The organism is Rhizobium sp. RAF36 (assembly GCF_052114105.1).
Taxonomy (GTDB): domain Bacteria; phylum Pseudomonadota; class Alphaproteobacteria; order Rhizobiales; family Rhizobiaceae; genus Rhizobium.
This window is the reverse complement of record NZ_JBFREC010000001.1, coordinates 628,163-653,148: the sequence shown is the minus strand read 5'-3', so window position 1 is coordinate 653,148 and position 24,986 is coordinate 628,163. Positions and strand designations below refer to the sequence as shown.

General features: G+C 60.2%; 23 protein-coding genes. 16 read left to right on the top strand and 7 right to left on the bottom strand.

Features of this window, described 5'->3' with window-relative positions:
• Positions 1-79: 79 nt before the first annotated feature.
• Entirely contained in the window at positions 80-805 is a 726-nt protein-coding gene (locus AB4Z25_RS03260; RefSeq protein WP_442207856.1) for an HAD family hydrolase, read from the top strand.
• Between the two features lie 63 nt (positions 806-868).
• Here the strand turns inward: AB4Z25_RS03260 and AB4Z25_RS03255 are convergent, their stop codons facing one another.
• Positions 869-2,743: a L,D-transpeptidase family protein gene (locus tag AB4Z25_RS03255; protein ID WP_112539280.1), complete on the bottom strand. Its 1,875-nt coding sequence runs from the start codon at positions 2,741-2,743 to the stop codon at positions 869-871.
• Positions 2,744-3,135: 392 nt separating this feature from the next.
• On the opposite strand from AB4Z25_RS03255, the gene fumC reads away from it, so the two are divergent.
• From fumC to AB4Z25_RS03235, 4 genes are all read left to right on the top strand, one after another.
• Entirely contained in the window at positions 3,136-4,527 is a 1,392-nt protein-coding gene (fumC, locus tag AB4Z25_RS03250; protein WP_112516063.1) for a class II fumarate hydratase, read from the top strand.
• A gap of 494 nt (positions 4,528-5,021) precedes the next feature.
• Positions 5,022-6,119: a porin gene (locus AB4Z25_RS03245; protein ID WP_112539281.1), complete on the top strand. Its 1,098-nt coding sequence runs from the start codon at positions 5,022-5,024 to the stop codon at positions 6,117-6,119.
• A 149-nt stretch (positions 6,120-6,268) separates the two neighbouring features.
• A complete protein-coding gene (locus AB4Z25_RS03240) occupies positions 6,269-7,876 on the top strand; it encodes a fumarate hydratase (protein ID WP_112387196.1) in 1,608 nt (535 codons plus the stop codon).
• 381 nt (positions 7,877-8,257) lie between these two features.
• The gene (locus AB4Z25_RS03235; protein ID WP_112387195.1) at positions 8,258-9,325 is read left to right on the top strand and encodes a GGDEF domain-containing protein; all 1,068 of its coding nucleotides are present in this window, start codon (positions 8,258-8,260) and stop codon (positions 9,323-9,325) included.
• Positions 9,326-9,346: 21 nt separating this feature from the next.
• On the opposite strand, the gene AB4Z25_RS03230 is transcribed toward AB4Z25_RS03235, so the two are convergent.
• Both AB4Z25_RS03230 and AB4Z25_RS03225 read right to left on the bottom strand, forming a co-directional pair.
• Positions 9,347-9,958, bottom strand: a complete 612-nt coding sequence (locus AB4Z25_RS03230) for a pyridoxamine 5'-phosphate oxidase family protein (protein WP_112539282.1) — start codon at positions 9,956-9,958, stop codon at positions 9,347-9,349.
• 50 nt (positions 9,959-10,008) lie between these two features.
• Positions 10,009-10,962, bottom strand: coding sequence for an alpha/beta fold hydrolase (locus AB4Z25_RS03225; protein WP_112539283.1), 954 nt, complete (start codon positions 10,960-10,962; stop codon positions 10,009-10,011).
• Between the two features lie 45 nt (positions 10,963-11,007).
• On the opposite strand from AB4Z25_RS03225, the gene AB4Z25_RS03220 reads away from it, so the two are divergent.
• The gene (locus tag AB4Z25_RS03220) at positions 11,008-11,475 is read left to right on the top strand and encodes a MarR family transcriptional regulator (protein WP_112539284.1); all 468 of its coding nucleotides are present in this window, start codon (positions 11,008-11,010) and stop codon (positions 11,473-11,475) included.
• 3 nt (positions 11,476-11,478) lie between these two features.
• On the opposite strand, the gene AB4Z25_RS03215 is transcribed toward AB4Z25_RS03220, so the two are convergent.
• On the bottom strand, positions 11,479-12,669 hold the full coding sequence (locus AB4Z25_RS03215; RefSeq protein ID WP_112539285.1) for a low temperature requirement protein A: 1,191 nt from the start codon (positions 12,667-12,669) through the stop codon (positions 11,479-11,481).
• 25 nt (positions 12,670-12,694) lie between these two features.
• Positions 12,695-13,069, bottom strand: a complete 375-nt coding sequence (locus AB4Z25_RS03210; RefSeq protein ID WP_112516058.1) for a gamma-butyrobetaine hydroxylase-like domain-containing protein — start codon at positions 13,067-13,069, stop codon at positions 12,695-12,697.
• 134 nt (positions 13,070-13,203) lie between these two features.
• On the opposite strand from AB4Z25_RS03210, the gene moaA reads away from it, so the two are divergent.
• Positions 13,204-14,250, top strand: coding sequence for a GTP 3',8-cyclase MoaA (moaA, locus tag AB4Z25_RS03205; protein ID WP_112539286.1), 1,047 nt, complete (start codon positions 13,204-13,206; stop codon positions 14,248-14,250).
• 28 nt (positions 14,251-14,278) lie between these two features.
• Here moaA and AB4Z25_RS03200 read toward each other — a convergent pair whose 3' ends face one another.
• Complete coding sequence (locus AB4Z25_RS03200; RefSeq protein ID WP_112387188.1) at positions 14,279-14,470, bottom strand: hypothetical protein; 192 nt, start codon at positions 14,468-14,470, stop codon at positions 14,279-14,281.
• Between the two features lie 216 nt (positions 14,471-14,686).
• Here AB4Z25_RS03200 and AB4Z25_RS03195 point away from each other — a divergent pair, with 216 nt between their 5' ends.
• Genes AB4Z25_RS03195 through mobB form a run of 3 tightly spaced genes read left to right on the top strand, consistent with a single transcriptional unit; the run spans position 14,687 to position 16,754 of the window.
• Complete coding sequence (locus AB4Z25_RS03195; RefSeq protein WP_112539287.1) at positions 14,687-15,595, top strand: DMT family transporter; 909 nt, start codon at positions 14,687-14,689, stop codon at positions 15,593-15,595.
• An 8-nt stretch (positions 15,596-15,603) separates the two neighbouring features.
• Positions 15,604-16,236 (top strand): molybdenum cofactor guanylyltransferase MobA, encoded by a 633-nt coding sequence (mobA, locus tag AB4Z25_RS03190; protein WP_112539288.1) that lies wholly within the window; start codon positions 15,604-15,606, stop codon positions 16,234-16,236.
• On the top strand, positions 16,233-16,754 hold the full coding sequence (gene mobB, locus AB4Z25_RS03185) for a molybdopterin-guanine dinucleotide biosynthesis protein B (RefSeq protein ID WP_112539289.1): 522 nt from the start codon (positions 16,233-16,235) through the stop codon (positions 16,752-16,754). Before mobA ends, mobB begins: the two co-directional genes overlap by 4 nt.
• A gap of 48 nt (positions 16,755-16,802) precedes the next feature.
• On the opposite strand, the gene AB4Z25_RS03180 is transcribed toward mobB, so the two are convergent.
• Positions 16,803-19,067, bottom strand: coding sequence for an OmpA family protein (locus tag AB4Z25_RS03180; RefSeq protein ID WP_112539290.1), 2,265 nt, complete (start codon positions 19,065-19,067; stop codon positions 16,803-16,805).
• A gap of 320 nt (positions 19,068-19,387) precedes the next feature.
• Between AB4Z25_RS03180 and AB4Z25_RS03175 the strand changes: the two genes are divergently transcribed.
• From AB4Z25_RS03175 to AB4Z25_RS03150, 6 genes are all read left to right on the top strand, one after another.
• A complete protein-coding gene (locus tag AB4Z25_RS03175) occupies positions 19,388-20,158 on the top strand; it encodes an ABC transporter substrate-binding protein (protein WP_112387471.1) in 771 nt (256 codons plus the stop codon).
• A gap of 112 nt (positions 20,159-20,270) precedes the next feature.
• On the top strand, positions 20,271-21,074 hold the full coding sequence (locus AB4Z25_RS03170) for an ABC transporter permease (protein WP_112387183.1): 804 nt from the start codon (positions 20,271-20,273) through the stop codon (positions 21,072-21,074).
• Positions 21,071-21,901: an ABC transporter permease gene (locus AB4Z25_RS03165; protein ID WP_442207855.1), complete on the top strand. Its 831-nt coding sequence runs from the start codon at positions 21,071-21,073 to the stop codon at positions 21,899-21,901. The genes AB4Z25_RS03170 and AB4Z25_RS03165 overlap by 4 nt, the downstream gene beginning before the upstream one ends.
• Before the next feature lie 161 nt (positions 21,902-22,062).
• Positions 22,063-22,329, top strand: a complete 267-nt coding sequence (locus tag AB4Z25_RS03160; protein ID WP_112387181.1) for an usg protein — start codon at positions 22,063-22,065, stop codon at positions 22,327-22,329.
• A gap of 94 nt (positions 22,330-22,423) precedes the next feature.
• On the top strand, positions 22,424-23,236 hold the full coding sequence (locus AB4Z25_RS03155) for a methyltransferase (RefSeq protein WP_112539292.1): 813 nt from the start codon (positions 22,424-22,426) through the stop codon (positions 23,234-23,236).
• Between the two features lie 174 nt (positions 23,237-23,410).
• Entirely contained in the window at positions 23,411-24,934 is a 1,524-nt protein-coding gene (locus AB4Z25_RS03150; protein ID WP_442207854.1) for a hypothetical protein, read from the top strand.
• Positions 24,935-24,986: the final 52 nt, after the last annotated feature.

Sequence of the window (24,986 nt, the reverse complement as noted above, 5' to 3'; positions counted from 1 at the left end):
ATCGCGGCGGGCCCGAAACAGGCTAGTCTTGACGTTGCTTTTTCACCGCCCTTCGCCTACTCCGGACCGACCCGTTTTCATGAAGAGGCAACAGACCTTGACCCCTGCCCTTGTCGTACTCGATCTCGATGGCACGCTTCTCGATACCCATGCCGATCTCATTGAGAGCCTCAATCACTCGATCGGCTCGATCGGCCTCGAGCCCGTCAGTTATGACAACCTGACCCATCTCGTCGGTCACGGCGCCAAGGTGATGATCGAGCGCGCCTGCAAGCTGCGCGGTCACCCGCTGACCGAAAGCGAGGCCCCATTGCTGCTGGAGCGCTTCATCGCGCATTATACGGAGACCATGCCCGGCCACACGAAGCCTTATCCCGGCCTTGTCGCCGCCATGGACAATCTGAAGGCCAACGGCTTCAAGTTGGCCGTCTGCACCAACAAACTGGAATCGCTGGCACGCACGCTGCTGGAAAAGCTTGGCCTCACCGGCTATTTCGACGCGATCACCGGCGGAGACACCTTTCCGGTACGCAAGCCCGATGCCCGTCATCTCCTCGGTACGATCGAAAAGGCCGGCGGCACGCCTGAGCGGAGCATCATGGTCGGTGACAGTTTTAACGATATCGCCGTCGCCAAGAACGCCTCGGTCGCCTCTATCGGCGTCCCATTCGGCTATTCCGACGTGCCGATCGCGAGCCTGGAACCCACCCGTATCATCCAGCATTTCGATGAACTGACGCCCGATTTCGCCAACGCGCTGATCCGCGATTATGCGGCAGGCAACAAGGCCGTACAGACCGCCTGAGCCCGCCAGCATGGCAAACAAAAAGGCGGCCACCGGCCGCCTTTTTCATGACTATTAAAACGCTCAAATCTGAGCGCCGCGCGCCTTGCTGGTGATGTCGAAGGCCTTCATCGTGTAGGTATCGCGATCATAGACGTCGTTGAAATATTCAACATTGCCGTCCTTGTTCGGCCAGGCCGTGAAGTAGGCGATATAGATCGGGATCCGCTGCGGCACCGAAACAGCCTTGTTCTGGCCACTGGCGATCTGCTTGGCGACATCGTCGACCGTCGTGTTCAGCACGGCAGCCGCCATCGCCCGCGGATCGGCAAGACGCACACAGCCATGGCTCAACGCGCGCATATCACGCTTGAAGAAGCTCCGCTGCGGCGTGTCATGCATGTAGATCGCATGCGAATTTGGGAACAGAATTTTCAGTTCGCCGAGCGCATTGTCACCGCTCGGTGGCTGGCGCACCGAAACGTTGGCGGTCGAACCGTACCAGTCGACACTCGAAGACGGAACGGCACGGCCGTTGACGGCGACTTCATAGCCCATGCGATCGAGATAGTTCGGATCGGCGCGCAGCTTCGGCAGCATCTCGTTGATGATGATCGACTGCGGCACGCCCCAGAACGGATTGAACTCGACGGTTTGGATCTCATCTTCGAAGAAATTAGTCTGATGCGTCGGCTGGCCGACGACCACGCGCATCGACAGCTGTTCCTTGTTGTCGTTGTGGTAATAGACCATGAAGGCAGGCTGGTTGATCATCACGTAACGCGAGCCGAGATCTTCCGGCAGCCAGCGGGCCTGCTCCATGGCGACGACGAGCTTGTTGATCTTCGCCGTGTTGCTGTCGCCGCCGGTCATGACGCGGACGGTCGCCTGACCGATGACGCCATCAGGCTTCAGGCCATGCTCTTTCTGGAAGTCCTCGACCAGCGACACCACCTCGGGCGAATAGTCCGAGCCGCCGGTATAGGCAGCGAGCATCGCAGCATGCTGGGTCTTCAGTGCTTCCGAACCATGCTTGCCGACAGCCTTGACGATATTGGCGATCTCCGGCGAGCTGTCGCCCGGGCGCAGCAGGCCGTTGAGCGAGATGGTGATCTGCTCCTGGTCGCCGCCTTCGGCCTTCAGCTTGGCAAGCTCCTTCTTCAGGATATCGAATTCGCGCCCATCCGGGCTGCGGCTGGCGAGATAAGAGCCGACATCCGGGCTCATGCGCGCGAGCTTCAGTACCGGATCGAGATTGACGACCTTGCGCTTGAAATCGTGATAGCCCGACAGCTTGTTCGGATCGATACGACCGCGCACCGTGTCCTGAACATAGGCCAGAACCTTCGACGACAGCTCAAGTTCGAACTGCGTCAGCGCGTGATCGCGAACGGTCGAGTCAGGATTGGCGGCATCGGCAGCCGGAAGATCGACGGCGTAGTCTGCCGGATCGAGACCGATGGAACCGGCGCTTGCCAGGAAGCTCATGGCGGCCTTGGCGCGATCGTTCACTTCCGTGCCGCTGACCCAGACGAGCGGGTTCTTGGTGTCGCCGTAATAGGTTTCGAGCGACTTCGCGACATTGCCGTCGGCGCGAACCTTGGCATCGGCGAGATAGCGGCGCTGAACGCCGGACTGGTCGCCCGACGTTGCCGACGCATCGACGACGGCACCGGTTACGACCGGGTCTGCAAACTTCGCCGTGTTCACCAGACGCATCGGGTCCGGCTTATACGTATAATAGGTCGGCGACGTCACCTTCGGCAGCGGCGCGTCGACGGGGGCCTGCATGGCCGGCATCTGCGCGGGATTGGAAGGATCGATGATGGTGCTCTGGGTGCGCGGCCGGTCACCGCGGATCATGTCCATCAGCGTATAGGCATGCGCGGGCGCAGCAAGTGCCGCAAAGCCGCAGGAAAGTGCCAGTGCGGAAACCGCACCCTTGAAAAACGATGTCATGCTTTTTCCAGTCCCAGTGTCATGCTGTCTTGGCGTGGGCCCGAGCCCATTCGAGATTTCTACCGCCTGGCTCACTGCTCCATTGGCAGAATCCAGCCTGCGCCGCCAGCGCCGGACGACTCAACTTTGCGTGACGTGATCCTTCGCGGCGGCGCTCCGCAGTTCACACAAAATTATGAAATTATTGGTTAATTTTTTACCCAATTTCGCGCCGCCGCCAAAGCCCGTTTTTCAGCTGTTCCGCATAAAATTCCGGCCGTGTCCCAAATACCACGCCAACCGGGCCTAAAACATGAAAATAACTCTCATATTTTAAGCTGCGAGACGGTTTTCTTGGCGGCGCTCCAGGCCTATAAGACGCCATCCTGACGACAGCAGAGGAAGGCACTGCGATGAGCACGACCCGTACCGAAACAGATACCTTTGGCCCGATCGAAGTTGCGAGCGACCGCTATTGGGGCGCACAGGCCCAGCGCTCGCTCGGCAACTTCAAAATCGGCTGGGAAAAGCAGCCGCTGTCGATCGTCCGCGCACTCGGCATCGTCAAGCAGGCGGCCGCGCGCGTCAATGTCGAACTCGGCCAGCTCGACCCTGAGATCGGCAAGGCGATTTCAGTGGCGGCGCAGGAGGTCATCGACGGCAAGCTCAACGACCACTTCCCGCTCGTCGTCTGGCAGACGGGCTCCGGCACGCAGTCGAACATGAATGCCAACGAAGTGATCTCCAACCGCGCCATCGAAATGCTGGGCGGCGTTATGGGCTCGAAGAAGCCTGTTCATCCGAACGATCACGTCAATATGAGTCAGTCGTCGAACGACACCTATCCGACAGCGATGCATATCGCCTGCGCCGAACAGCTCGCTCATCACCTGCTGCCCGCCCTCAAGCACCTGCACGCCGCGCTCGACATGAAGGTGGTCGAGTTCAATCACATCATCAAGATCGGCCGTACGCATACGCAGGACGCCACGCCGCTGACGCTGGGACAGGAGTTTTCGGGCTATGCTGCACAGGTGGGTTCGGCGATCAAGCGGATCGAGATGACGCTTCCCGGCCTCTGCGAACTCGCACAAGGCGGCACGGCCGTCGGCACCGGCCTGAATGCGCCGGTCGGCTTTGCCGAAGCGGTTGCCGATGAGATCGCCAAGATCACCGATATGCCATTCGTAACGGCGCCCAACAAGTTCGAGGCGCTGGCATCGCATGACAGCATGGTCTTCAGCCATGGCGCCATCAATGCCGCAGCTGCAGCCCTCTTCAAGATTGCCAACGACATCCGCCTCCTCGGCTCCGGCCCGCGCGCCGGTCTCGGCGAGCTGGCACTGCCGGAAAACGAACCCGGCTCGTCAATCATGCCAGGCAAGGTCAACCCGACCCAGTGCGAAGCGCTCACCCAGGTCTGCGCCCAGGTCTTCGGCAACAATGCCGCCCTCACCTTCGCCGGCAGCCAGGGCCATTTCGAACTCAACGTCTACAATCCGATGATGGCCTATAACTTCCTGCAATCGGTTCAGCTCCTTGGCGATGCCGCGATCTCCTTTACCGACAATTGCGTCGTCGGCATCGAAGCCCGCGAAGACAACATCAAGGCAGGCCTCGAGCGATCACTGATGCTGGTCACCGCCCTTGCCCCGACAATCGGCTACGACAACGCCGCCAAGATCGCCAAGACGGCTCACAAGAACGGCACGACCTTGAAGGAAGAAGCGCTCGCCAGCGGGCTGGTGACGTCGGAACAGTATGATTCGGTGGTCCGGCCGGAGCAGATGATCGGACCGAAGTAAGGCTGATCAAGCAACGCCTGTTGAACAAGAAAGGCTCGCGGAGGTCACTTCGCGAGCCTTTCGCCGTTTTTTCCCGGCATAAACGGGCCTTGGGTTTGCCCGGGGCGAACCTCTAGCGCCGCTCCATGACGGACGTATAAAAACGCCGAGACTTCGGAAAATAAGATTAATATTCGAATATCGAAATGTAATTACAATATATTATAAAATATAAACTCAACATCAGGATTCATTATAATTATGTAATATATTACCTATAGTTCAGTATATTACTGTACGTTGGCGTTTATATATACATACGCGTGACAAATACGCAACATCGATACTTTACCACCCGTTGTGACAAACTTGTAATTTTGACGTTTCGTTCGCCCTGTACCCACCGCCTCGAAGTTGGGGGCATGCCACCTTCTTCTCAAAAACAAGGGCCGGGAAAGGGAATGCTGTTGGCAAAAAATCCCAGCCCAATCGAAACTTTGAATTGGAGGTTATCCATGAACATCAAGAGCCTTCTCCTTGGCTCCGCTGCAGCTCTCGCAGCAGTTTCCGGCGCTCACGCCGCAGACGCCATCGTCGCTGCAGAACCGGAAGCCGTCGAATACGTTCGCGTCTGCGACGCCTACGGCACCGGCTACTTCTACATCCCGGGCACTGAAACCTGCCTGAAGATCAACGGCTACATCCGTTTCGACGTCAACTTCGCGTTTGGCGACGGCACCGACAATCCGGCCACCGGCAAGGGCGGCGAAGACTGGAACGTCCGTACCCGCGGTCAGGTTCAGTTCACTGCCAAGAGCGATACCGAATACGGCCCGCTCACCGGCGTTATCGTTTACCAGGCCAACTATCGTGGCCCGTCAATCAAGGACGGCGCTCTGAGCCCAAGCGGCGCTCAGAACGCAACCGTTCTCGACACCGCCTACATCGACATCGCTGGCCTGCGCGTCGGTAAGTTCGTCAACTGGTGGGATAACGACTTCTCGGGCGAATTCGACATCACCAACTCCGGCACCACGAGCTTCAACACGGCCCGTTACCAGTACGAAGCCAACGGCTTCTACGCTGGCGTCGCGCTCGAAGAACTCGGCGGTAACGGCTTCGCTTGGGAAACCGGCGGCAACGACCTCGGTATCGACGCTGCGATCGGCGGCAAGGCCGGCAGCTTCACATACGAAGTTCTCGCTGGCTACGACGTCGATGCTGACAACTTCGCTGTTCGCGGCAAGATCGGCGCCGACATCGGCCCCGGCACGCTCGGCATCGCAGCGATCTGGGCTGACGGTCCTAGCGCCTACTTCACCAAGGGCGAATGGACTGTTGCAGCCCAGTACGCCATCAAGGCGACCGACAAGTTCACGATCACCCCTGGCTTCCAGTACACCGGCAATGTCGATGTCACCGGCCTGGCTGGCGAGCAGGAATTTGACGGTGGTAGCGAGTGGCGCGCAGGCGTAACGCTCGACTATCAGGTCGTTCAGAACCTGGCAGCGAAGCTGGCAGTCACCTACGTCGATCACGACTCTGACACCTCTACGGTTGGCGCAAGCTACACCGGCGTTACGGGCTTCTTCCGCCTGCAGCGTGCATTCTAATCTGATCTGACTCCTTCGGATCGAGGCCCGTCCGGCTCTGCCGGGCGGGCTTTTTGCCGCGGCGGAACCAAGACCCTTCTCCAGCGCATTGCATTTCGCCGCGCCCGGATTTAGATCGCTTCCAAACTAGCCCATTCGAAAGGTTTCCAATGGCTGACGATCTCTTCCCGCTCGGCAAAGACACGACGCAATACCGCAAGATCAGCAGCGACTACGTCTCGGTCGACAGCTTCAAGGGTCAGGAGATCCTGGCGGTCGAGCCAGAGGGCATCCGGTTGCTGGCCGAGACCGCCTTTGCCGACATCAACCACCTGCTCCGCCCCGGCCATCTGAAGCAGCTCGCCTCGATCCTCGACGATCCCGAGGCCACAGACAACGACCGTTTCGTAGCCTACGATCTGCTGAAGAACGCCAATATTGCCGCCGGCGGCGTTCTGCCAATGTGCCAGGATACCGGCACCGCCATCATCATGGGCAAGAAGGGCCGCCGCGTCTGGACCGAAGGCGGCGATACCGCGGCGCTCTCCAGGGGCGTGCTTGACGCCTATGAAAAGAAGAACCTGCGCTATTCGCAGCTGGCGCCCATCAAGATGTTCGAGGAAAAAAACACCAAGAACAACCTGCCGGCCCAGATCGATATTTATGAAGAAGGCACCGACAGCTACGACTTCTTGTTCGTCGCCAAGGGTGGTGGTTCGGCCAACAAGACCTTTCTTTACCAGGGCACGCCGTCGCTCCTGACGCACGACCGGATGATCGACTTCCTCAAGGAGAAGATCCTGACGCTGGGTACGGCAGCCTGTCCCCCCTACCATCTGGCGATCGTTATCGGCGGCACTTCCGCCGAGATGAACCTGAAGACGGTCAAGCTCGCCTCGACGCGCTATCTCGACGACCTGCCGACCGAGGGCTCGGAAAGCGGTCACGCCTTCCGCGATATCGAGATGGAAAAGGAAATCCACAAGCTGACGCAACAGATGGGCGTCGGCGCCCAGTTCGGCGGCAAGTATTTCTGTCATGACGTGCGCGTCATCCGCCTGCCCCGACACGGCGCTTCGCTGCCGATCGGCCTCGGGGTTTCCTGTTCCGCCGACCGTCAGGCCAAGGGCAAGATCACCCGCGACGGTATCTTCGTCGAACAGCTCGAGACCGACCCCTCGAAATACATGCCGGAGATCGACGAAACGAAGCTGTCGGAATCGATGGTCCGTATCGACCTCAACCAGCCGATGGCCGGCATTCTCGCCGAGCTTTCCAAGCATCCGGTCAAGACCCGCCTGTCGCTGACTGGCACCATTATTGTCGCCCGCGACCTTGCGCATGCGAAAATCCGCGAGCGCCTGGAAAATGGCGAAGGCATGCCTGACTATATGAAGAACCACCCGGTCTATTACGCCGGTCCGGCCAAGACCCCGGCAGGCTATGCCTCCGGCTCCTTCGGTCCGACGACTGCGGGCCGCATGGACAGCTATGTCGACCAGTTCCAGTCCTTCGGCGGTTCGATGGTGATGCTCGCCAAGGGCAACCGCTCGCGCGCCGTGCGCGAAGCCTGCAAGAAGCATCAGGGATTCTATCTCGGCTCGATCGGTGGCCCGGCCGCCCGTCTGGCACAGGACTGCATCAAGAAGGTCGAGGTTCTCGAATATCCCGAACTCGGCATGGAAGCCGTCTGGAAGATCGAGGTCGAAGACTTCCCCGCTTTCATCGTCATCGACGACAAGGGCAACGACTTCTTCCAGGAACTCAATCTCGGCTGATGCCGGGACTACACGCATTAGCTTCCGGAGCGTTCAAAATAGCTTCGGAAGCAATGATCTTGATATCTCTCTGACGGCAGGGCAAAGCCGCGTTCACAAAAGACGGACGCCGTCGCCGTCACCGTCAATGAAATAAGAACACGCTTATGCAAATTTTTTCAGAGATTTTCCGGGAAACTTTCAACCGGCCACAGCCGGAAGACAGCCTCAGGTGTGAGCATCCCTCAGATTCCTGAGTTTTTTCAATGCTATAGTATTTCTGGAATATACAACCAGAATAATCACATGTAATCGTTGGTATATATCGTCTTAATTGTTTCCCAACGAATTTAAGCTAACCAATAGAAGATTGCTTTTCTAATTCCTTGAGGAGTATGCCGGATGAATACGGCTGCAGCGCAGAAAGCGCAGATCCCGGATGTCGCAGGCCAGATCACTTTTGCCATGCGTTCTATGGGCGTCGCGCCAATCCCGCGCAATTACGAACTCTTCTACGAAGCCTATATCGGTTCCAATCCGGCCCTGACGCGCGATCTCGCGGCACTCGGCGGACAGGCGACGCAGGAAGAACTCGACGAGCTCGGCTCGCAATACTTCACCCACTCTCCCGCCCGCGTCTTCGACGATGTCCATTCCCGCATCGCCGCCGAACTTGAGGGATTGCTCAGAGTGCTGCGCCAGGAGCAGACCTCTCTCGAGAGCTACAACAAGCTGCTCGGCGAAACCTACCGCCGTATCAACACCAAGAACACCACCAGTGTCGATCTCCTCGAAAACGCCATCACCCTACTGACCCAGGCAACCGGCGACACCATGGCCCACGGCGAACGTACCGTCGAGAATGTCGCTCAGCGCTCGCAGGAAATGGATGAGGTCCGCAAGGAACTCGACGAGTACAAGCGCATCGCCAACACCGACTCGCTGACCCGCCTGTCCAACCGCCGCGCCTTCGACGACCGGCTCGCCGCTGTCTTCGACAACGTCGCCCTGAAGCCTGTGACCGCTCTGGTGCTGGCCGATATCGACAACTTCAAGAAGATCAACGACACCTACGGCCACCCGGTCGGCGACAAGATCCTGGCCACTGTTGCCTCGGTCATCCGAGCCAATGTCCGCCGCGATATCTTCGTGGCACGCACGGGCGGCGAAGAATTTGCCCTGATCATCGACGGCAACACGCAGGAAGAGGTCATGGGCATGGCCGAGCGGATCCGCCGCACCCTCGAAGCGACACCGTTCAAGAACTCCCGCACCCGGATCAACTATGGCCCGGTCACGGTTTCCATGGGTGTCTGCATGGCATCCCATGCCGACGACGCGGGAGAGCTCTATTACAAGACCGATATCGCCCTCTACGGCGCCAAGCACGCCGGCCGCAACTGCAGCGTCCTCTATGAGGATGGCATGCAGAAGGACTTCACCAAGAGCTGGCTGATCTACAAGGCCTGACCATCACCATCCGGTGACGCGCTACCACATCGTCTTCGCAGCGCGTCCCGCCCATTCGCGATCATAGGTTTCGTAGTCGAAATCGCCTGCTGCCGCCTTCAACATCATGCCCGGTGTCGGCAGGCTTGCCGGATCGGCGAAGGTTTCCGGGTTCCAGATCTGCGAGCGCATCAGCGCCCTGGCGCACTGGAAATAGACTTCATCGACAGTGATCACCACGACCGTGCGCGGATGCCTGCCGTCCATCTCGAAGCTTTCGAGCAGGCTCTCGTCATCGGAGACCACGCCGCGGCCATTGATCCGCATCGTCGTGTTCGATCCGGGCACCAGAAACATCAGCGCCAATCGCGGATCGCGAACGATGTTGGAAAGCGAATCGACGCGATTGTTGCCGCGCCAGTCCGGAAGATGGAGGGTCTTCTCGTCGACGATCCTGACGACGCCGCCGATGTCGCCGCGCGGTGAGCAGTCGAGACCCTCAGGTCCAACCGTCGCCAGCGCCACGAATGGCGAGGCCTCGATCATCTGCCGGTAGAGCGGCGTCAGCACCTTGGTGACCTTGGCAACCGAAGCCTGCGTCAACCCGCCTGCATAGATCTCGCCGAGCTCTTCCACTGTCCTGATGATTTTCATGATCGCCTGCCATCCTGGTTCACGGCTTTCATTAGCCGCCTAAGATGACGCTACAATGACGCGCGCCTCGCCGGAAGCTCGAAAAGAGAAACGATCTCGGCATCGCTCTTGCCGGGCGCGGCATCAACAAACGACTTAATCTCCTGCAGCACCGGTTCGGCGCCGATGATCCGCCGGTGGCCGAAGCCGTTGGCCCAGAAGAGTCTGACATTCTCTCCCGACGCTGCATAACGCCGCGCATGATAGGCGCCTACTTCCTTGTCGTCTTCGGCATGGACGGCAAGAACCGGCACTGCGAGACGGCCAGCCGAAGTGCCGACATCGAAATCGGCGAGCTTGCGCCCGGTTACGCGCTGAACCTTGCGCTCCAAGAGCGCCTGCGCCTGCTTGCCAAGGCCGATCATCCGGCCGAAATCATGAAACAGCCAAGCCATCTCGCTTGGCGATCCGATGGTGACGATCTTTTCCGCTTCCAGTTTGTGGATCTGCGGCAAGATGCCGGTCGCCGATACCATCAAAGCTGCACCGCCGAAGGAGTGACCGATGGCGGCATCGAAGCGGCCAAAACGATCTTGGGCTACAGCAATCGTCTCCACCGCCAACCCCATATGCAGCGAGCGCCCGCCGGAGATACCATGTCCCGGGAAATCGAGCGCGATGACTTCGGCACCGTCCTTGGCCAGCACCGCGATCAGATCGGTCATATAGGCCATGCCCGAGCCCCAGCCGTGGGTTACGAGATAGCGCTTGCGCTGCCCGCGCGCGCCGCCATTGATCCTGTAGGCTCTCGCGCAGCGGCCGTTCGCAAGCCGGATCGCGATGCGCTCCGCATCTTTCAGCCACAAGGATCCAGCGGCGTGTGCGGCCTTGGCCTTTGGTCCCTTCGGGCGAAGCGAGGGCGTACGGCAGAACAGGCGGAAGGCCGCCTCGCCCGACAGATCGGGCGAAAGAGCCTGCAGCGCGCGAAATCCGAAGCGGGTGACCGCAAGCGCAAAGTTTGCCATAGTGGGAATCCAATAATGTTCAACACTGAACAATAAAGTACAACGATGAACAAAAATCAATCCCTTCCCTGGGATCATCCGCGTTTTCGCAGCTGGATCGCCGTTGCCCGCGCCTGCCAGCTGATGCAGCAATCGCTCGGCCGCTCGCTGGCCGAGCTCGATATCAAGACACCGCATCTCGATATCCTGATCAATCTCTACCGCTTCGAAGGCCTGACGCAGCAGGATCTGGCCCGCAAGCTGCTGGTTGGCCGCTCCAACATGAGCATGTTGCTGCCGCAGATGGAAAAGCGCGGCCTGATCGAGCGGCGCGGAGACGAGCGCGACAAGCGGGTGCTGCGGCTCTATTTCACGGAAGACGGCCGCGCGCTGACGGAAAAGGCCATGGTGATCCAGACCGACCTGATCGACCGCATGCTCTCCGACGAGCCGCTGGAGCAATGCATGGCCATGGCCGGCTCAATGGAGCGCATCATCGCATTGCTCCAGCAGGACCTGAAGGACGACGACTGAGCGCTAGTGCAGCGTCGGCGCGGGCGCCGCCGAACCCAGCGACCGGTACTCCCAGACCGCGACGATGACGAGCACCAGTGCTGCCAGTATCCCCATCACGTAGATCTCGACGGCTGGCGAAAGAAACGCGAGCAGGATCAGAAGGATGATGCCTGCCAGATGCGAGAGTGGCGCCCGTCCGCTGACGGCACCCTTGAACCAGAGATTTCCCGCCAGGAACAACCCGGCGCCGCCAAGCACGGCAGCGGCAATGCCGATATCGCCAACCTCGTGCGGATGCGAGAACATGAATTCCACAGCCACGGCATCGACGATGATGCCAGCCAGAATCGGGATATGCGCATAGGTGAACGCCTGGCGTGCCAGACTTCCTGGCGTCTCCTCGTGTTCGATCCGATGCGCCGCCCGCTCATGGCCGAAACGGAAATATAGCCACCACATGGCAACGGTCGATGCAAAGCTGGTGACCAGAACGAGGCCGGTCATCGGCGAGAACGGCATTTCGGAAAAGGTCCGGCCCGAGACGAGAACGGCCTCGCCGAGGCAGATGATGATGAACAGAGCGCAGCGCTCAGCCATATGCGCACCGGAAACATCCCAGTCGGCGGTGGTCGATTTGCCAAGACCCGGCACGAAGAAACCAGACGCAGGACCGGCATATTCGATGGCGAGCGCAATCACCCAGGCGATCAGTCTCGCCTCATGCTCGAGCAGGCCTCCGGCGATCCAGAACACACCTGATACCGCCAGCCAGATGCTGATACGCGTGAAATTCAGATAGTTGGAATGGCTGGAATGCCGCACCGCATAGACGGTGAAAAGCGAGCGCCCCACCTGCATCAGCACATAGGCGCCGGCAAACAACAGCCCCTTGTCGCCGAAGGCTTCGGGGATCGACGAGGATAGAACGAGGCCGAGCAGCATCAGGACGATCAGCATCGCCCGCACCGGCATTTTATCGGGGTCCAGCCAGTTGGTCACCCAAGCCGTGAAGATCCAGACCCACCAGACCGCAAATGTCATCAGCGCCGCTTCGGCGGCACCGAGCGGTGTGTAGTGGGCGGCAAGCGCGTGTGAGAGCTGCGAAATCGAGAAGACGAAGACAAGGTCGAAGAACAATTCCAGAAAGGTGACCTTGCTGCCGCCCGGGCTGCCCTTCGCCCGGAGCCAGTTTCTCATCGCAGTTCCTGCCATCCATGCCCCCTATGGCTGTTGTCAATCAACGCGGCTGTTCCGCCACGTCCCGGCTCATGCCTTTTTCGGCCAGTTCCTTCTCGTAATCTGCAAACAGCTCGACACCCCGTTCGCCGAGTTCCCGCAGATAGGTCCAGGTGAAGATGCCGGTGTCGTGCATATCGTCGAAGCCGATGCGCACGGCGTAGTTCCCGGTCGGCGTCATGGCTATGATCGCCACGTTGCGCTTGCCGGGAACCGTGAGCTTTTGCCCCGGGCCATGCCCCTGCACCTCCGCCGAAGGCGATAGAACACGCAGCATTTCGGCCGAGAGATCGAAGCTCTGACCATCGTTGAACGTCACGGCAAGACGCTGCCGGTCTTTCGAAACCCTGAGTTCGGTGGGCCAGATGTCGCTCATTGCTGCACTCCGTTCGCATTCGTTGAGTAGGCATTGAGGCGTTTTCTGGCAAGCTCAATCTACCGTGTGCCTGTACCGTTTACCTTGACGGCACAGTCACATATGACCACATTAACATGATTGCGGAGGTATTGGTGAACAGCAATGTCGGCACGATAGGAAGCGCTGCACCGCTCGTTGCGGATGCAAGCCCGATGATCGACCCGTTCGGACGGGCCGTCAGCTATCTGCGTGTGTCCGTCACCGACCGCTGTGATTTCCGCTGCACCTATTGCATGGCCGAGAACATGACCTTTCTTCCGAAGAAGGATCTGCTTTCGCTGGAAGAGCTGAACCGGCTCTGTTCCGCCTTCATCGCCAAGGGCGTCCGCAAGATCCGCCTGACGGGCGGCGAGCCGCTTGTGCGCAAGAACATCATGTTTTTGATCCGCGAGATCGGAAAGCAGGTCGGCACCGGCCTCGAGGAGCTGACGCTGACCACCAACGGCTCCCAGCTCGCCCGTCATGCCGAGGAGCTCTATGATTGCGGCGTACGGCGCATCAATGTCTCGCTCGATACGCTCGACCCGGACAAATTCCACAAGATCACCCGCTGGGGCGACCTGGAAAAGGTCATGCAGGGCATCGATGCGGCGCAGAAGGCCGGTTTGAAGATCAAGCTCAACGCCGTCGCGCTCAAGGATTTCAACGAGCATGAGATCCCCGGCATGCTGCGCTTCGCCCATGGCCGCGGCATGGACCTGACGGTGATCGAGACGATGCCGATGGGCGAAATCGATGAGGATCGCACCGACCAGTATTTGCCGCTTTCGGAGCTGCGCGCTTCGCTGGAAAAGCAGTTTACTCTGACCGATATCGGCTACCAGACCGGCGGCCCGGCGCGCTATGTGACCGTCGGCGAAACCGGCGGCCGCCTCGGATTCATCACGCCGATGACCCATAATTTCTGCGAGAGCTGCAACCGCGTACGGCTGACCTGCACCGGCACGCTCTACATGTGCCTCGGGCAAAACGATGCCGCCGACTTGCGCTCCGCGTTACGCGCCACCGAAGATGACGGCCTGCTCTACGCGGCGATCGACGAAGCCATCACCCGCAAGCCCAAGGGCCACGACTTCATCATCGACCGCACGCATAAAAAACCCGCCGTCGCACGCCACATGAGCGTCACCGGCGGGTGACTTCGTGGAATTTGCGTTAGCGCCTGCGCTACGCCGCCCCCGCGGGATCGCCGATCGGCAGCAATGCCGGATTCGGCGGCGTCGGGTCGTTGGGGTTCTTGTTGTCGGCCGGATCCTGAGCCGGCGTCAGCGGCGGCTTCTCCTGAACACGATCCGGTATCCCGGGTGTCGGCGTCGGGCCGCGGGGCGTTTCGGCCGGGTTTGGAATTTCGGTCGGCATGATGATCTCCCTGGATTTTCGAAAGCCGCGGACATGCCGCTTTCACTCATAAGGGAAACGCTACCGCTCCGCTTTTGTTCAAGTGGCCGTCGTCGCGACGGACTGCTGCCTATTGTGCACTGCGCCATCGATTTATGCAGACTGTGACTTGCAATCGATTTCATTCCCGCTTCTTCCCCTCTAAAAGGGCCTCAGCATTATCGGGAATCTCTTAGCATGCCGCGGTCTCGCAATACCCAGGGCGCCATTTTCATGAGCATGGCCATGGCCGGTTTTTCGGCCAGCGACGCCCTCTCGAAATCGGTGATCGGTGACATGAATGCCGGGCAGATCATGTTCATCCGCGGCCTGTTCACCAGCGTCCTGGTCTATCTGATCGCCCGCAAGATGGGCGCCCTGCGCTCCTGGACGATCATTCTGAAGCCGATCATCATTCTGCGCGTCATCTGCGAGATGCTGGCTGCCGTCACCTACATCACGGCGCTCGGAATGATGCCGATCGCCAATGCCTCGGCGATCCTGCAATCGCTGCCGCTGGTGGTCACTTTCGGCGCCGCGCTGTTCTTCAACGAGCCGGTCGGCTGGCGCCGCTGGTCGGCGATCCTCGTCGGCCTGATCGGGGTGATGATCATCATTCGGCCCGGACCGGAAGGCTTTACGCCGGCAGCCCTGCTCTGCGTTGCCAGCGTTTTGACAACAGCTGGACGCGATCTCGCGACACGCTCGATCGATCCGGAAATTCCGTCGCTGATGGTGACTGTCGTCACCGCCATTTCGGTCGCCTTCTTCGGCGCCCTCTTGATGCCGCCGCTTGGCGGCTGGCACCCGACGACATGGACCGCGCTGTCCCATCTGCTACTCGCTTCTGTTCTCGTGCTGATCGGCTACCAGTCGGTGATCACGGCCATGCGGACCGGCGAAGTCTCCTTCGTAGCGCCCTTCCGCTACACGAGCCTGATCTTTTCCGGCCTCCTCGGTTTCCTGTTCTTTTCCGAACTGCCGGATGCCTGGACGCTGACGGGTGCAGCGATCGTCATCGCGTCCGGCCTCTATACGTTCTATCGTGAGGCCAAACGCCGCGTTGCACCGCTTGCGCAGGAATCCGAACCGAGAAGCCCAGTCTGAGATCCACCATGGCCGATTTCCCGCCACAGAAGACCAATATCCCGGGCGTCATCCTCGCCGGTGGACGCTCCTCGCGCATGGGCTCCGACAAGGCCTCGGCCCATCTCGGCGGCCGCACGCTGCTGGACCACGCGATATCGCGGCTCTCGCCGCAGGTCTCGTCGGTTGCCGTCAACGCCGGGAGCGAACCGCAATGCGGCCTTGCCTTCATTCCGGATATCATCCCCGGCAAGGCCGGACCGTTGGCAGGCATCCACGCTGCCATGGCCTATGCGGCGAAGCTCGAAGGCGTCAGCCACGTCGTTACCATCTCGATCGACAGCCCGTTCTTCCCGGCCGAACTGGTAGCAGATTTCATCGGTGCGCTCGATCACCCGGAAAGGATCGCGATCGCCGCATCGGAAGGCCGCAGCCACCCTGTCTTCGGCCTGTGGCCGGTTGCGCTCGCGGCAGACCTGGAATCCTGGATCGCCACCGACGAAAAGCGCCGCGTCCGGGACTTCCTGTTACGTCATGACGTTGCGGAAGTTCAATTTCCGCTCCGTCCGACTCGTGCCGCTATGCTCGATCCCTTTTTCAACATCAACACCCCTGACGATCTCATCGAGGCCGAGCGCTGGCTGCAGGCGCTGCCGTCATGAGCGGCCCGCGGGTCTTCGGCATCGCCGGCTGGAAGAACTCCGGCAAAACCGGACTTGCCGTGCGCCTCGTCGAAGAATTCACCCGCCGCGGCTATCGCATCTCGACGATCAAGCACGCCCATCATGACTTCGATATCGACAAGGTTGGCGCCGACAGCTACCGCCACCGGCAGGCCGGCGCCCATGAGGTGACGATCGTCTCCGGCACGCGCTATGCCATCATGCACGAGCTGCGCGGCGAACCTGAGCCCGCCTTCGAAGAAATACTGGCTCGCCTAGCCCCTTGCGACCTGGTGCTGATCGAAGGCTACAAGCACGAAAAGATCCCGAAGATCGAGGCCCGCCGCCTGCAGGCCGCCAAGCGCGAGCCGCTGGCGCCCACCGATCCCTACATCTGCGCCATCGCCGCCGACCATCCCGTCACGGATACGGCCCTGCCGCGCTTCGACCTCGACGACACGCTGGCGATCGCCGATTTCATCGCCACAACCCTCGACCTTCCCGCCTTTCAGCCATAGAAAAAGCCGCCGGTCGCCCGGCGGCTCTTATTTCGATATCGGCCCGCCTCAGTTGTTGGAGGCGACTGGACGCACCAGCGGCGTGACGCGGCGGATGGTGACGCGGCGGTTTTCCTGGTTCGGACCGGCCGTGTTGACCTTCAGGTAGCGCTCGCCATAGCCCTGCGTCGCCATGTTTTCAGGCGGGATGCCATAGACATCCGACAGCACGTTGGCGACCGATTCCGCACGCTGGTCCGAGAGAACCAGATTGCTCTGGTCGGAGCCGACGGCATCCGTGTGACCTTCGATCAGGAACGTCTCGCTCGGATCCTTCTGCAGCACCTCATTCAGCGCATCCGCGACCTTGCGCAGGCTGCGCGCCTGGCTCATCGGGATTTCGGCACTGCCGGTGGCGAAGGTGATGGTATCAAGGTCGATACGGCGCACCTTGTCGCGGATACGAGCCGAATACTTCACTTCGTTCAGCGAGTAGACGCGCTCGACCGGCTCGACCGGCGGCTCGCGCAGGAAGTCGTAATAGTCACGATCCGGATCGCTGCTCGTATCGATGATGTAGTCGCGAACCGGGATCCGCAGACGCATCGGCGGCAGATCGGCACCCGGATCCTCGAAATAGTCCTGATCCGGATTGTCGTAGAGCTCCGGCGAGTAGTAGAGAACATACTCACGGCCGCGGCTATCGACACGCGAACGCTGGATGATGTCGCCATAGCGGTTGCGGATCGTCACGATGCGATAGCCGTCCGGGCGGTCGATCGTTTCGCGATAGCGGTCACGCGGCAGCTGCTCATACATCGGCCGTTCGCCATCGCGGATGAAGCGGCGGTCGTCGTCGCTGCGCACCACGATATTGTTGTTGATCTGCAGCAGAACGCGGTTGTCGTCGCCGACACGTCCTTCGACCTGCGCGCCGTCAGGACGCTGGAACTGCGGACGGCGGTCGAGCCGGCGGCCTTCCTCGGCGGTAACGGCTTCGATCTTGACCGGCGGACGGGCTTCGCCGCCAGCTGCGCGCTGTGCATCAGCATCCGACTTCGGCACGAAGACCGGCTGCTGCTCGTCCGCACGCTGCTTGTCGCGCTGGCGGCGGCCGTCACGGCCGCCCGAACGGTCGGCATCCTTGTCGCTATCGAGAACGGCCGCACCATTCTCGACCGGCAGAACCACCGTCTCCGTGCTCTTGCTCGGATCGGCAGCGATCTGCTTGCGGCGCTCAAGCTCCTGTGGCGTCACCTTTTCGGGTGCCGGGATTGCCTGTTCGGCCACCGGCTGCTGACCGTTCACGGCGGGCTGTTCGGCAGTATTGGCACCGGGCTGCTGACCGGGAGCCGGCTGCTGCTCACCCTGCTGCGGCTGGCCTTCGGCTGCAGGCTTCTGCGCCTGGCCGGGTTCTGCCGGAACCGGCGGCTTTGCCGGTACCGGCGATTCGGCCGGTACGGGTGCCTGATCGGGGGCTGGCGATTCCGTCGGCACAGGCGTCTTGCCTTCGGCAGGCTGCACGGCCTGCTGGGCATTCTTCTTGCCGGGCTTTGCGGCAGGCTCTTGCTGCTGCTCGCCTTCGGTCGCGGGCTGCTTCTTGTCGCCCTTGCGCGGACGCTGCTGCTCGGGCTGTGCCTCTTCGGTTACTGCAGGCTTCGCTTCACCGGCCTGCGGCTTGGCTTCTTCGGCCTTTGGCTTTGCCTTTTCTACTTCCGGCTTCGCCTGCTCTACCTGAGGCTGGGCTTCATTCTGGACCGGAGCGGCCTCCTGCTGTGCAGGCTGCTGATCGCGCTTGCGGCGCGGCTTCTCGGCTGGCTGTTCGGTAGGTTCTGCCTGCGGAGCTGCCTGCTCCTGCTGTTGAGCTTCGGGAGCCGCCTCGCGCTTCTTGCGGCGTGGCTGTTCCTGGTTTTCAGCGGGCTGTGCCGGCTCGGCCTGAGGGGCAGCCTGTTCCGGCTCGGGGGCTGCTTCCCGCTTCTTGCGGCGCGGCTGCTGCTCTTCCGATGGCTGCGCCTGTTCTGCCTGCGGGGCTGCTTCCTCGGCCTGCGGCGCGGCCTCGCGCTGCTTGCGGCTCGGCGCCTCCTGCTGCTGCTCGGCCTGCGGAGCGGCCTCCTGCTGTTGCTGTTGTTCGGCCTCCGGCTGCTTGTGGCGCTTCTTCAGCAATTCCTCTTCCGAAGGCGCATCCTGGGCAACCTCATACGAGCCGCTGATCGCCTGGGGCGACTGCGCCGCGCCGGTACCGCCGAGCGCTGACGCATGCACCGGCGTGACGGCCAATGTCAGCGAAAGCAGCGGAAAGGCAGCGCTGGCGAACAATCTCGATTTCATTCCCATAGGGTTTCCTCGTTCCTTATTGGCTTTTCAGAGTGCTTGTTGCGCGCACCCCGCATGTTGAGTCGGGACCGAAATTTCCGAGGCCCGGATTTGTTCCATGCGTTTTTTTAGGAACACCTCCATTAACCCGCTATGAACACCTCGGTCCGCCTCCGTTCATCTTCGCCATAGTTTGCGACGCAACAAAGGCGCGCGGATTCCAGTTGCAATTTGCGACAAAAAGGTTTGATTATCGCGCCAAGGCGGTGCTTATGCCCGCCGCATTCTGGCCGCTGGCGGATAAAAAGAAGACGCAGCGGTCGCCAACAGAGAGGATCTCTATGCGTATCTCCAATCTCCTCGCCGCAGCGTCGCTTGCAGCGTTGTCCCTCTTCGCCGGCTCGGCAATGGCCGATGGCGAAAAGCTCGTGATCGGTACCGATTCCACCTACCCGCCTTTCGAATTCGTCGACGCCAGCGGCGAGATCAAGGGCTTCGACATCGACATCGCCAAGGCTCTCTGCGCTGAAATGAAGGCTGAATGCTCCTTCGTCAGCAACGACTGGGACGGCATCATCCCGGCTCTCCAGGCCAAGAAGTTCGACATGATCGTTTCGTCCATGTCGATCACGCCGGAGCGCTCGAAGCTCGTCGACTTCACCAACAAGTACTACAACACCCCGCCGGCAATCGCCGTACCGAAGGATTCGACGATCACCGACGTCGCCGGTCTGAAGGGCAAGACGATCGGCGCCCAGACCTCGACCACCCACGCCAACTATGCTGAAAAGCACCTGGCTGACACTGAGCTGAAGCTCTACCCGACCGCCGACGAGTACAAGCTCGACGTTTCGAACGGCCGTATCGACGCCGTTATCGACGACGTCGTCGTTCTCTCGCAGTGGGTCAAGTCTGACGCCGGCGCTTGCTGCAAAATCCTGACCACGCTTCCCGTCGACAAGGAAATCAACGGCATCGGCGCCGGTATCGCCGTCCGCCAGGGTGACCCGCTGAAGGACAAGCTGAACACGGCGATCGCCGCGATCCGCGCCAACGGCAAGTACAAGGAAATTCAGGACAAGTACTTCGATTTCAACGTTTACGGCGATTGAGAAAAACTGTAACTGACCTGTAAAGATGATGGCGGAAGGCTTGCTCTTCCGCCATTTTTGTCTGACAACATGCTAAAGATCAAAACGGCATAAGCCGTGAGGGGAAAAGTGGATGGGCGGATTGTTTTCCGCGCTGGGCTCGCTCTGGGCCTGGATAGGATATGTTTTCGATCCGCTATGCGGACCTGCCGGTCTTTTCACCTGGTTCGGCCAGTCGACGATCCTCGCCTGCGGCGATACCGGCTGGGGCGATGAAATCGCCGTCGGCCTGAAGACCACCGTCGCTGTCGCGCTGCTGACGCTGCCCGTCGGTCTGGTGATCGGCTTTCTGGTGGCGCTCGGCCAGCAGTCGGAAGAGAAGTCCGTGCGGCTCGCCGCCGGCATTTACACCACGATCTTCCGCGGCCTGCCCGAGCTTCTGACGCTGTTCATCATCTATTACGGCATGCAGATCCTGATCCAGTCGGTGCTCGCCTCTTTCGGCTATGACGAGCGGATCGAGATCAACGCCTTCGTCGCCGGCATGATCGCCCTTTCTGTCGTCTTCTCGGCCTATTGCTCAGAAGTGCTCCTCTCGGCCTTCCGCGCCATTCCTAAGGGACAATATGAAGCAGGCGATGCGCTCGGCTTTCACCGCGGCCGCACGCTGCGGCTGATCGTTCTGCCGCAGCTGATCCGCATTGCCCTTCCCGGCATGACCAATCTCTGGATGATCCTGCTGAAGGATACGTCCTACGTCTCGATCATCGGGCTCGCAGATATCCTGCGCCAGACCGCCGTTGCCGTACGCGTCACCAAGCAGGCCTTCTTCTTCTATCTTCTCGCCTGCATCATCTATCTGGTGCTTGCAGTCATCTCCTCCTACGGCCTCAGCTATATCGAACGCTGGGCCAAGCGCTCGGAGGTTCGCCGGTGAGCATTGCAGAAACCCTCATTCCGCCGCAGCCTGCGCCGAAGCATATCGCCAAGCCGCTCTCGGCAGCGCGCGTTACCGGCACGGTTCTCGTCCTCATCTGGCTGGCGCTCGCAGCAACGCTGATCTACATGGTCATCGCCGGCTGGGATCCGGACAAGTTCACCCGCTACGGGCCGCGCTACCTGCATGGCCTGATGACGACGATCATCCTGGTGGCTATATCTGTGGTTTGCGGCGCCGTCCTGTCGCTGCCGCTGGCCTTCGCCAGAATGTCGAAGAACCGGATCCTTAGCACTTTTGCCTATTGCTACGTCTACGTCTTTCGGGGCACGCCGCTGCTGGCGCAGCTCTTCCTGATCTATTACGGCCTCGGCGGCTTCCGTCCGCAGCTCGAGTCCGTCGGCCTCTGGTGGTTCTTCCGCGATGCCTGGTATTGCGGCCTGTTCTCGATGACCATCAACACGGCCGCCTATCAGGCCGAGATCCTGCGCGGCGCCCTCGAAAGCGTGCCGAAGGGCCAGCATGAGGCAGCGGATTCGCTCGGCGTGTCCAAGGCCGTATCCTTCCGCAAGATCATCCTGCCGCAGGCGCTGATCGTCGCACTCCGCCCCTACGGCAACGAAATCATCCTGCTGATCAAGGGCTCAGCGGTCGTCGCTATCATCACCGTCCTGGACCTGATGGGCGAGACCCGTTACGCCTTCTCGCGCACCTTCGATTACCAGATCTATCTCTGGGCTGCGATCTTCTATCTGACGATGGTGGAAGCGCTGCGCCATTTCTGGAACTGGATCGAGCGCCGCCTGACCCGGCATCTAATCCGCTGACAGCTTTGGCAGCACTCGCGATGCGATGCTGCCAAACTATTGAAATCAAAGAAAAATGAATGGTTCTTTTGCCCGTTTGATGTCAATCTTCGGTTAACCACGCCGTGTTTCCATTTTAACTGCCGCTCATAGGCGGGAGTGGGAACGAAAGCGAGACTGACATGACAAAGGACATGGAAAAACAGCTCCAGGGTTACGGTCTGACGACGGCCCAGATCCTCTATCGGATGCCGGATCATCCGGCGATCCTGCAGACCTATCTCTGGCAGGAATACGACCTCGCCCCGGATTTTCCAGAGATGCGCGGCTTCCTGAAGTTCTGGCAGGAAAAGCTCGACGGCCCGCTGCACTCCGTCCGCTACATCCACCGCAAGCTGATCTCGGCGACCGAATGGCGCGCGCTGCGCGGCGAATTCATCATTCACTGAGCGGCCCGCCGCGTTCCATCACCGTCACGCTTGCCATTGCCAAAGCCGCCTCGCCGCCTTAGAGGCATCCATAAAGCGAAAAGGTGGACCGGCAATGGCAAAGAAGATCGACGAAGACGCACTGGCAGAAGCCTATAACCGCGCGCTCGCCCTCGAAAAGGCAGGCGACGTCGATGCGGCCGTCAAGGCCTACGAAGACGTACTTGCAATCGATCCCGACGACCACGGCGGTGCTGCCGTCCGCATCGCCTCGATGGGCCGCGGCGAAACGCCTGCAAAGGCGCCGGACGCCTATGTCGAGACCCTGTTCGACCAGCATGCCGAAGTCTTCGAAGACGTGCTCGTCGAGCAGCTCGGCTACCACGTGCCGATGATGGTGCGCCAGCGCCTGCAGGAGCTCAAGCTCGGCCCCTTCAAGCGCCTGCTCGACCTCGGCTGCGGCACCGGACTGACCGGCGGCACGCTGCGCGATCTCTGCGAAGACATGACCGGCATCGATCTCTCCGAAAACATGGTCGAGATCGCCCATGAAAAGGATCTCTATGAGACGCTGTTCGTCGCCGAGGCCGAGGATTTCCTCGAAGACAACGACGAAGACGCCTTCGACCTGATCACCGCCACCGACGTTCTGCCCTATCTCGGCGCCCTCGAACCGCTGTTCTTCGGCGCCGCCGAAAACCTCACGCCGCGTGGCCTCTTCATCTTCTCCTCCGAAAGCCTGCCCGCCGTCGACACCCGCCCCTACGCCGTCGGCCCGCACCAGCGCTTCCTCCACGCCGATACTTACATCCGCGAACGCCTCACGGCGACCGGCTTCGAATTGGTCGAGATGACAGAGATCAATGTGCGCATGCAGGAAGGCGAGCCAAGCCCGGGGCATTTGGTGATTGCACGGCTGGCTGGGTGAACGCCAAAGACCAGTCACAACTTAGGCGTTTATGACGTTGGTGGACGGCAGGCTTTAAACGACGGAAGCTCCTCCTGGGATGGGGGAATGTCCATGTTCGAAGACTTGTATGCGGTTTGGGAAAAAGCCGGCGTCCTCGGCCTTTTAGATTCGGTATGGCAATAAATTGCGACGATGAGCTGGGCGGCGCTTCTTCTGGCGCTTTTCGTTCCCGTACTTCTGATCTATTGCCGGAATGAAATACGAGTTCGCCGGCTGCGGCTCATAGCCGATTTCGTGCTCTCCTATCCGACGACGCGTGACAAGCGATCGGCCACATCCTCGGCAGGGCTTGAACCAGCAAGCAATCCGTCGCTTGAGCTGGTCACGGCGAAATACCTGGCCGATCTCGGTGACCCCGACTACAAACTCTCTCGCTCGAACTCCATGGAACTCGTCGAAGAGATCGAGCGGCGCATCCGGTCTTCTCGAATTTTCGGGAACCTCGGTGACTATAGACTGCTCGCCGCCTCGGCAGGCTTTGCTGTCCTCTGCTATTTCGGCTTCCTGAACCTGTTCAGCGTCGTAACCAACGGTTTCGAGATCCTGACGGCTTCCGGTGGCCGCGTATGCAGTATCGCCGCCGGTGCAACCACTTGCTGCCCGGAAGGTAGCGTCAACAGCCAGCTTCAAATAGTCGGATCACTCGCCTTTGCTGGGGCCTTCATTGCAGCATCTCGCCAGTTCGTCCGCAGTCTCGCGGTCTTCGACCTTTCTGCCTACACCTTCCTTTGGCAGACGGTCGAAATCTTCGCCTCGGTCATCATCGTGATCTTCCTCTACGAAGCGTTCGAAGACCCTTCAAAAGCGATTGAAGCGATCGTCGCAGGCGGAGACGCAGCGGCACGTCAGTGTGACGAAGTGCCTTGGATTTGGATGGCGCTGGCGCCGCTTCTTGGATTACTGCCGCAGAGCGCAACAAAATTTCTGTTGTTGAAGATGCAGTCACTCGTGGCTTGGGTCAAAACGGACGATGACCGCTTCAACGCGGTAACGCGCCTGACGCCGCTGGATGTAATTGATGGCATCGATTACTCGACGCGTTTCAGGCTTGAAGAGTGCGGCATCTACGATGTTCAGAACCTCGCGACCTATAATCCGATCATGCTGCATGTCGAGTCACCCTACGGGATCTATCAGACGATCGATTGGGTCGGACAAGCGCAGCTTTGTAACATCCTTGGCCTCGACAAATTCCTGCTGTTGAAACAGATGAACATCCGAACCGTTTTTGACCTTGAGAGGTCGCTGGATTTCTGGAGCATCGACGAGCGTCGATGGCGACCGTTCGAAGGACCGGACGAGTTCGATAAGATTTATGCCGGTGTCCTCTTTGCTGCGACAAACGCAATGCGGAAAATCGGCGAGGTGAGCGGCATTCAGCCACTCGTCAGCAGACAACCCAAAGCCGACTTACCTCCAGTGATCGAAGCCGTAGGCATAGATGCCTACTGCATCTGGGCATGCGAAGTTATCACCGCCGATCCGGCGACCACAAAGCGTTGCATCGAACACTTGATGGGCTGGATTGCCGACGATCTCCATGTCAGACGCTTGCGGCGTATTTGGCAGGAAATGTCGGATGACCTCGGAGAGCGTTCCAAGCGCATGGATACCTCATTCGTTCTTCGCCCTCCCGCGCCGGAGCCCGCTCAATAGTTACCCAATCAGCAAACTATCCCTTGCCACATCCATCCCATCCTGATACTTA

Excerpts from the sequence above, each read along its gene's own strand:
- AB4Z25_RS03260 (WP_442207856.1), top strand. The coding sequence starts at position 80 with ATGAAGAGGCAACAGACCTTGACCCCTGCCCTTGTCGTACTCGATCTC.
- AB4Z25_RS03255 (WP_112539280.1), bottom strand. The coding sequence starts at position 2,743 with ATGACATCGTTTTTCAAGGGTGCGGTTTCCGCACTGGCACTTTCCTGC.
- fumC (WP_112516063.1), top strand. The coding sequence starts at position 3,136 with ATGAGCACGACCCGTACCGAAACAGATACCTTTGGCCCGATCGAAGTT.
- AB4Z25_RS03245 (WP_112539281.1), top strand. The coding sequence starts at position 5,022 with ATGAACATCAAGAGCCTTCTCCTTGGCTCCGCTGCAGCTCTCGCAGCA.
- AB4Z25_RS03240 (WP_112387196.1), top strand. The coding sequence starts at position 6,269 with ATGGCTGACGATCTCTTCCCGCTCGGCAAAGACACGACGCAATACCGC.
- AB4Z25_RS03235 (WP_112387195.1), top strand. The coding sequence starts at position 8,258 with ATGAATACGGCTGCAGCGCAGAAAGCGCAGATCCCGGATGTCGCAGGC.
- AB4Z25_RS03230 (WP_112539282.1), bottom strand. The coding sequence starts at position 9,958 with ATGAAAATCATCAGGACAGTGGAAGAGCTCGGCGAGATCTATGCAGGC.
- AB4Z25_RS03225 (WP_112539283.1), bottom strand. The coding sequence starts at position 10,962 with ATGGCAAACTTTGCGCTTGCGGTCACCCGCTTCGGATTTCGCGCGCTG.
- AB4Z25_RS03220 (WP_112539284.1), top strand. The coding sequence starts at position 11,008 with ATGAACAAAAATCAATCCCTTCCCTGGGATCATCCGCGTTTTCGCAGC.
- AB4Z25_RS03215 (WP_112539285.1), bottom strand. The coding sequence starts at position 12,669 with ATGGCAGGAACTGCGATGAGAAACTGGCTCCGGGCGAAGGGCAGCCCG.
- AB4Z25_RS03210 (WP_112516058.1), bottom strand. The coding sequence starts at position 13,069 with ATGAGCGACATCTGGCCCACCGAACTCAGGGTTTCGAAAGACCGGCAG.
- AB4Z25_RS03200 (WP_112387188.1), bottom strand. The coding sequence starts at position 14,470 with ATGCCGACCGAAATTCCAAACCCGGCCGAAACGCCCCGCGGCCCGACG.
- AB4Z25_RS03195 (WP_112539287.1), top strand. The coding sequence starts at position 14,687 with ATGCCGCGGTCTCGCAATACCCAGGGCGCCATTTTCATGAGCATGGCC.
- mobA (WP_112539288.1), top strand. The coding sequence starts at position 15,604 with ATGGCCGATTTCCCGCCACAGAAGACCAATATCCCGGGCGTCATCCTC.
- mobB (WP_112539289.1), top strand. The coding sequence starts at position 16,233 with ATGAGCGGCCCGCGGGTCTTCGGCATCGCCGGCTGGAAGAACTCCGGC.
- AB4Z25_RS03180 (WP_112539290.1), bottom strand. The coding sequence starts at position 19,067 with ATGGGAATGAAATCGAGATTGTTCGCCAGCGCTGCCTTTCCGCTGCTT.
- AB4Z25_RS03175 (WP_112387471.1), top strand. The coding sequence starts at position 19,388 with ATGCGTATCTCCAATCTCCTCGCCGCAGCGTCGCTTGCAGCGTTGTCC.
- AB4Z25_RS03170 (WP_112387183.1), top strand. The coding sequence starts at position 20,271 with ATGGGCGGATTGTTTTCCGCGCTGGGCTCGCTCTGGGCCTGGATAGGA.
- AB4Z25_RS03160 (WP_112387181.1), top strand. The coding sequence starts at position 22,063 with ATGACAAAGGACATGGAAAAACAGCTCCAGGGTTACGGTCTGACGACG.
- AB4Z25_RS03155 (WP_112539292.1), top strand. The coding sequence starts at position 22,424 with ATGGCAAAGAAGATCGACGAAGACGCACTGGCAGAAGCCTATAACCGC.
- AB4Z25_RS03150 (WP_442207854.1), top strand. The coding sequence starts at position 23,411 with ATGAGCTGGGCGGCGCTTCTTCTGGCGCTTTTCGTTCCCGTACTTCTG.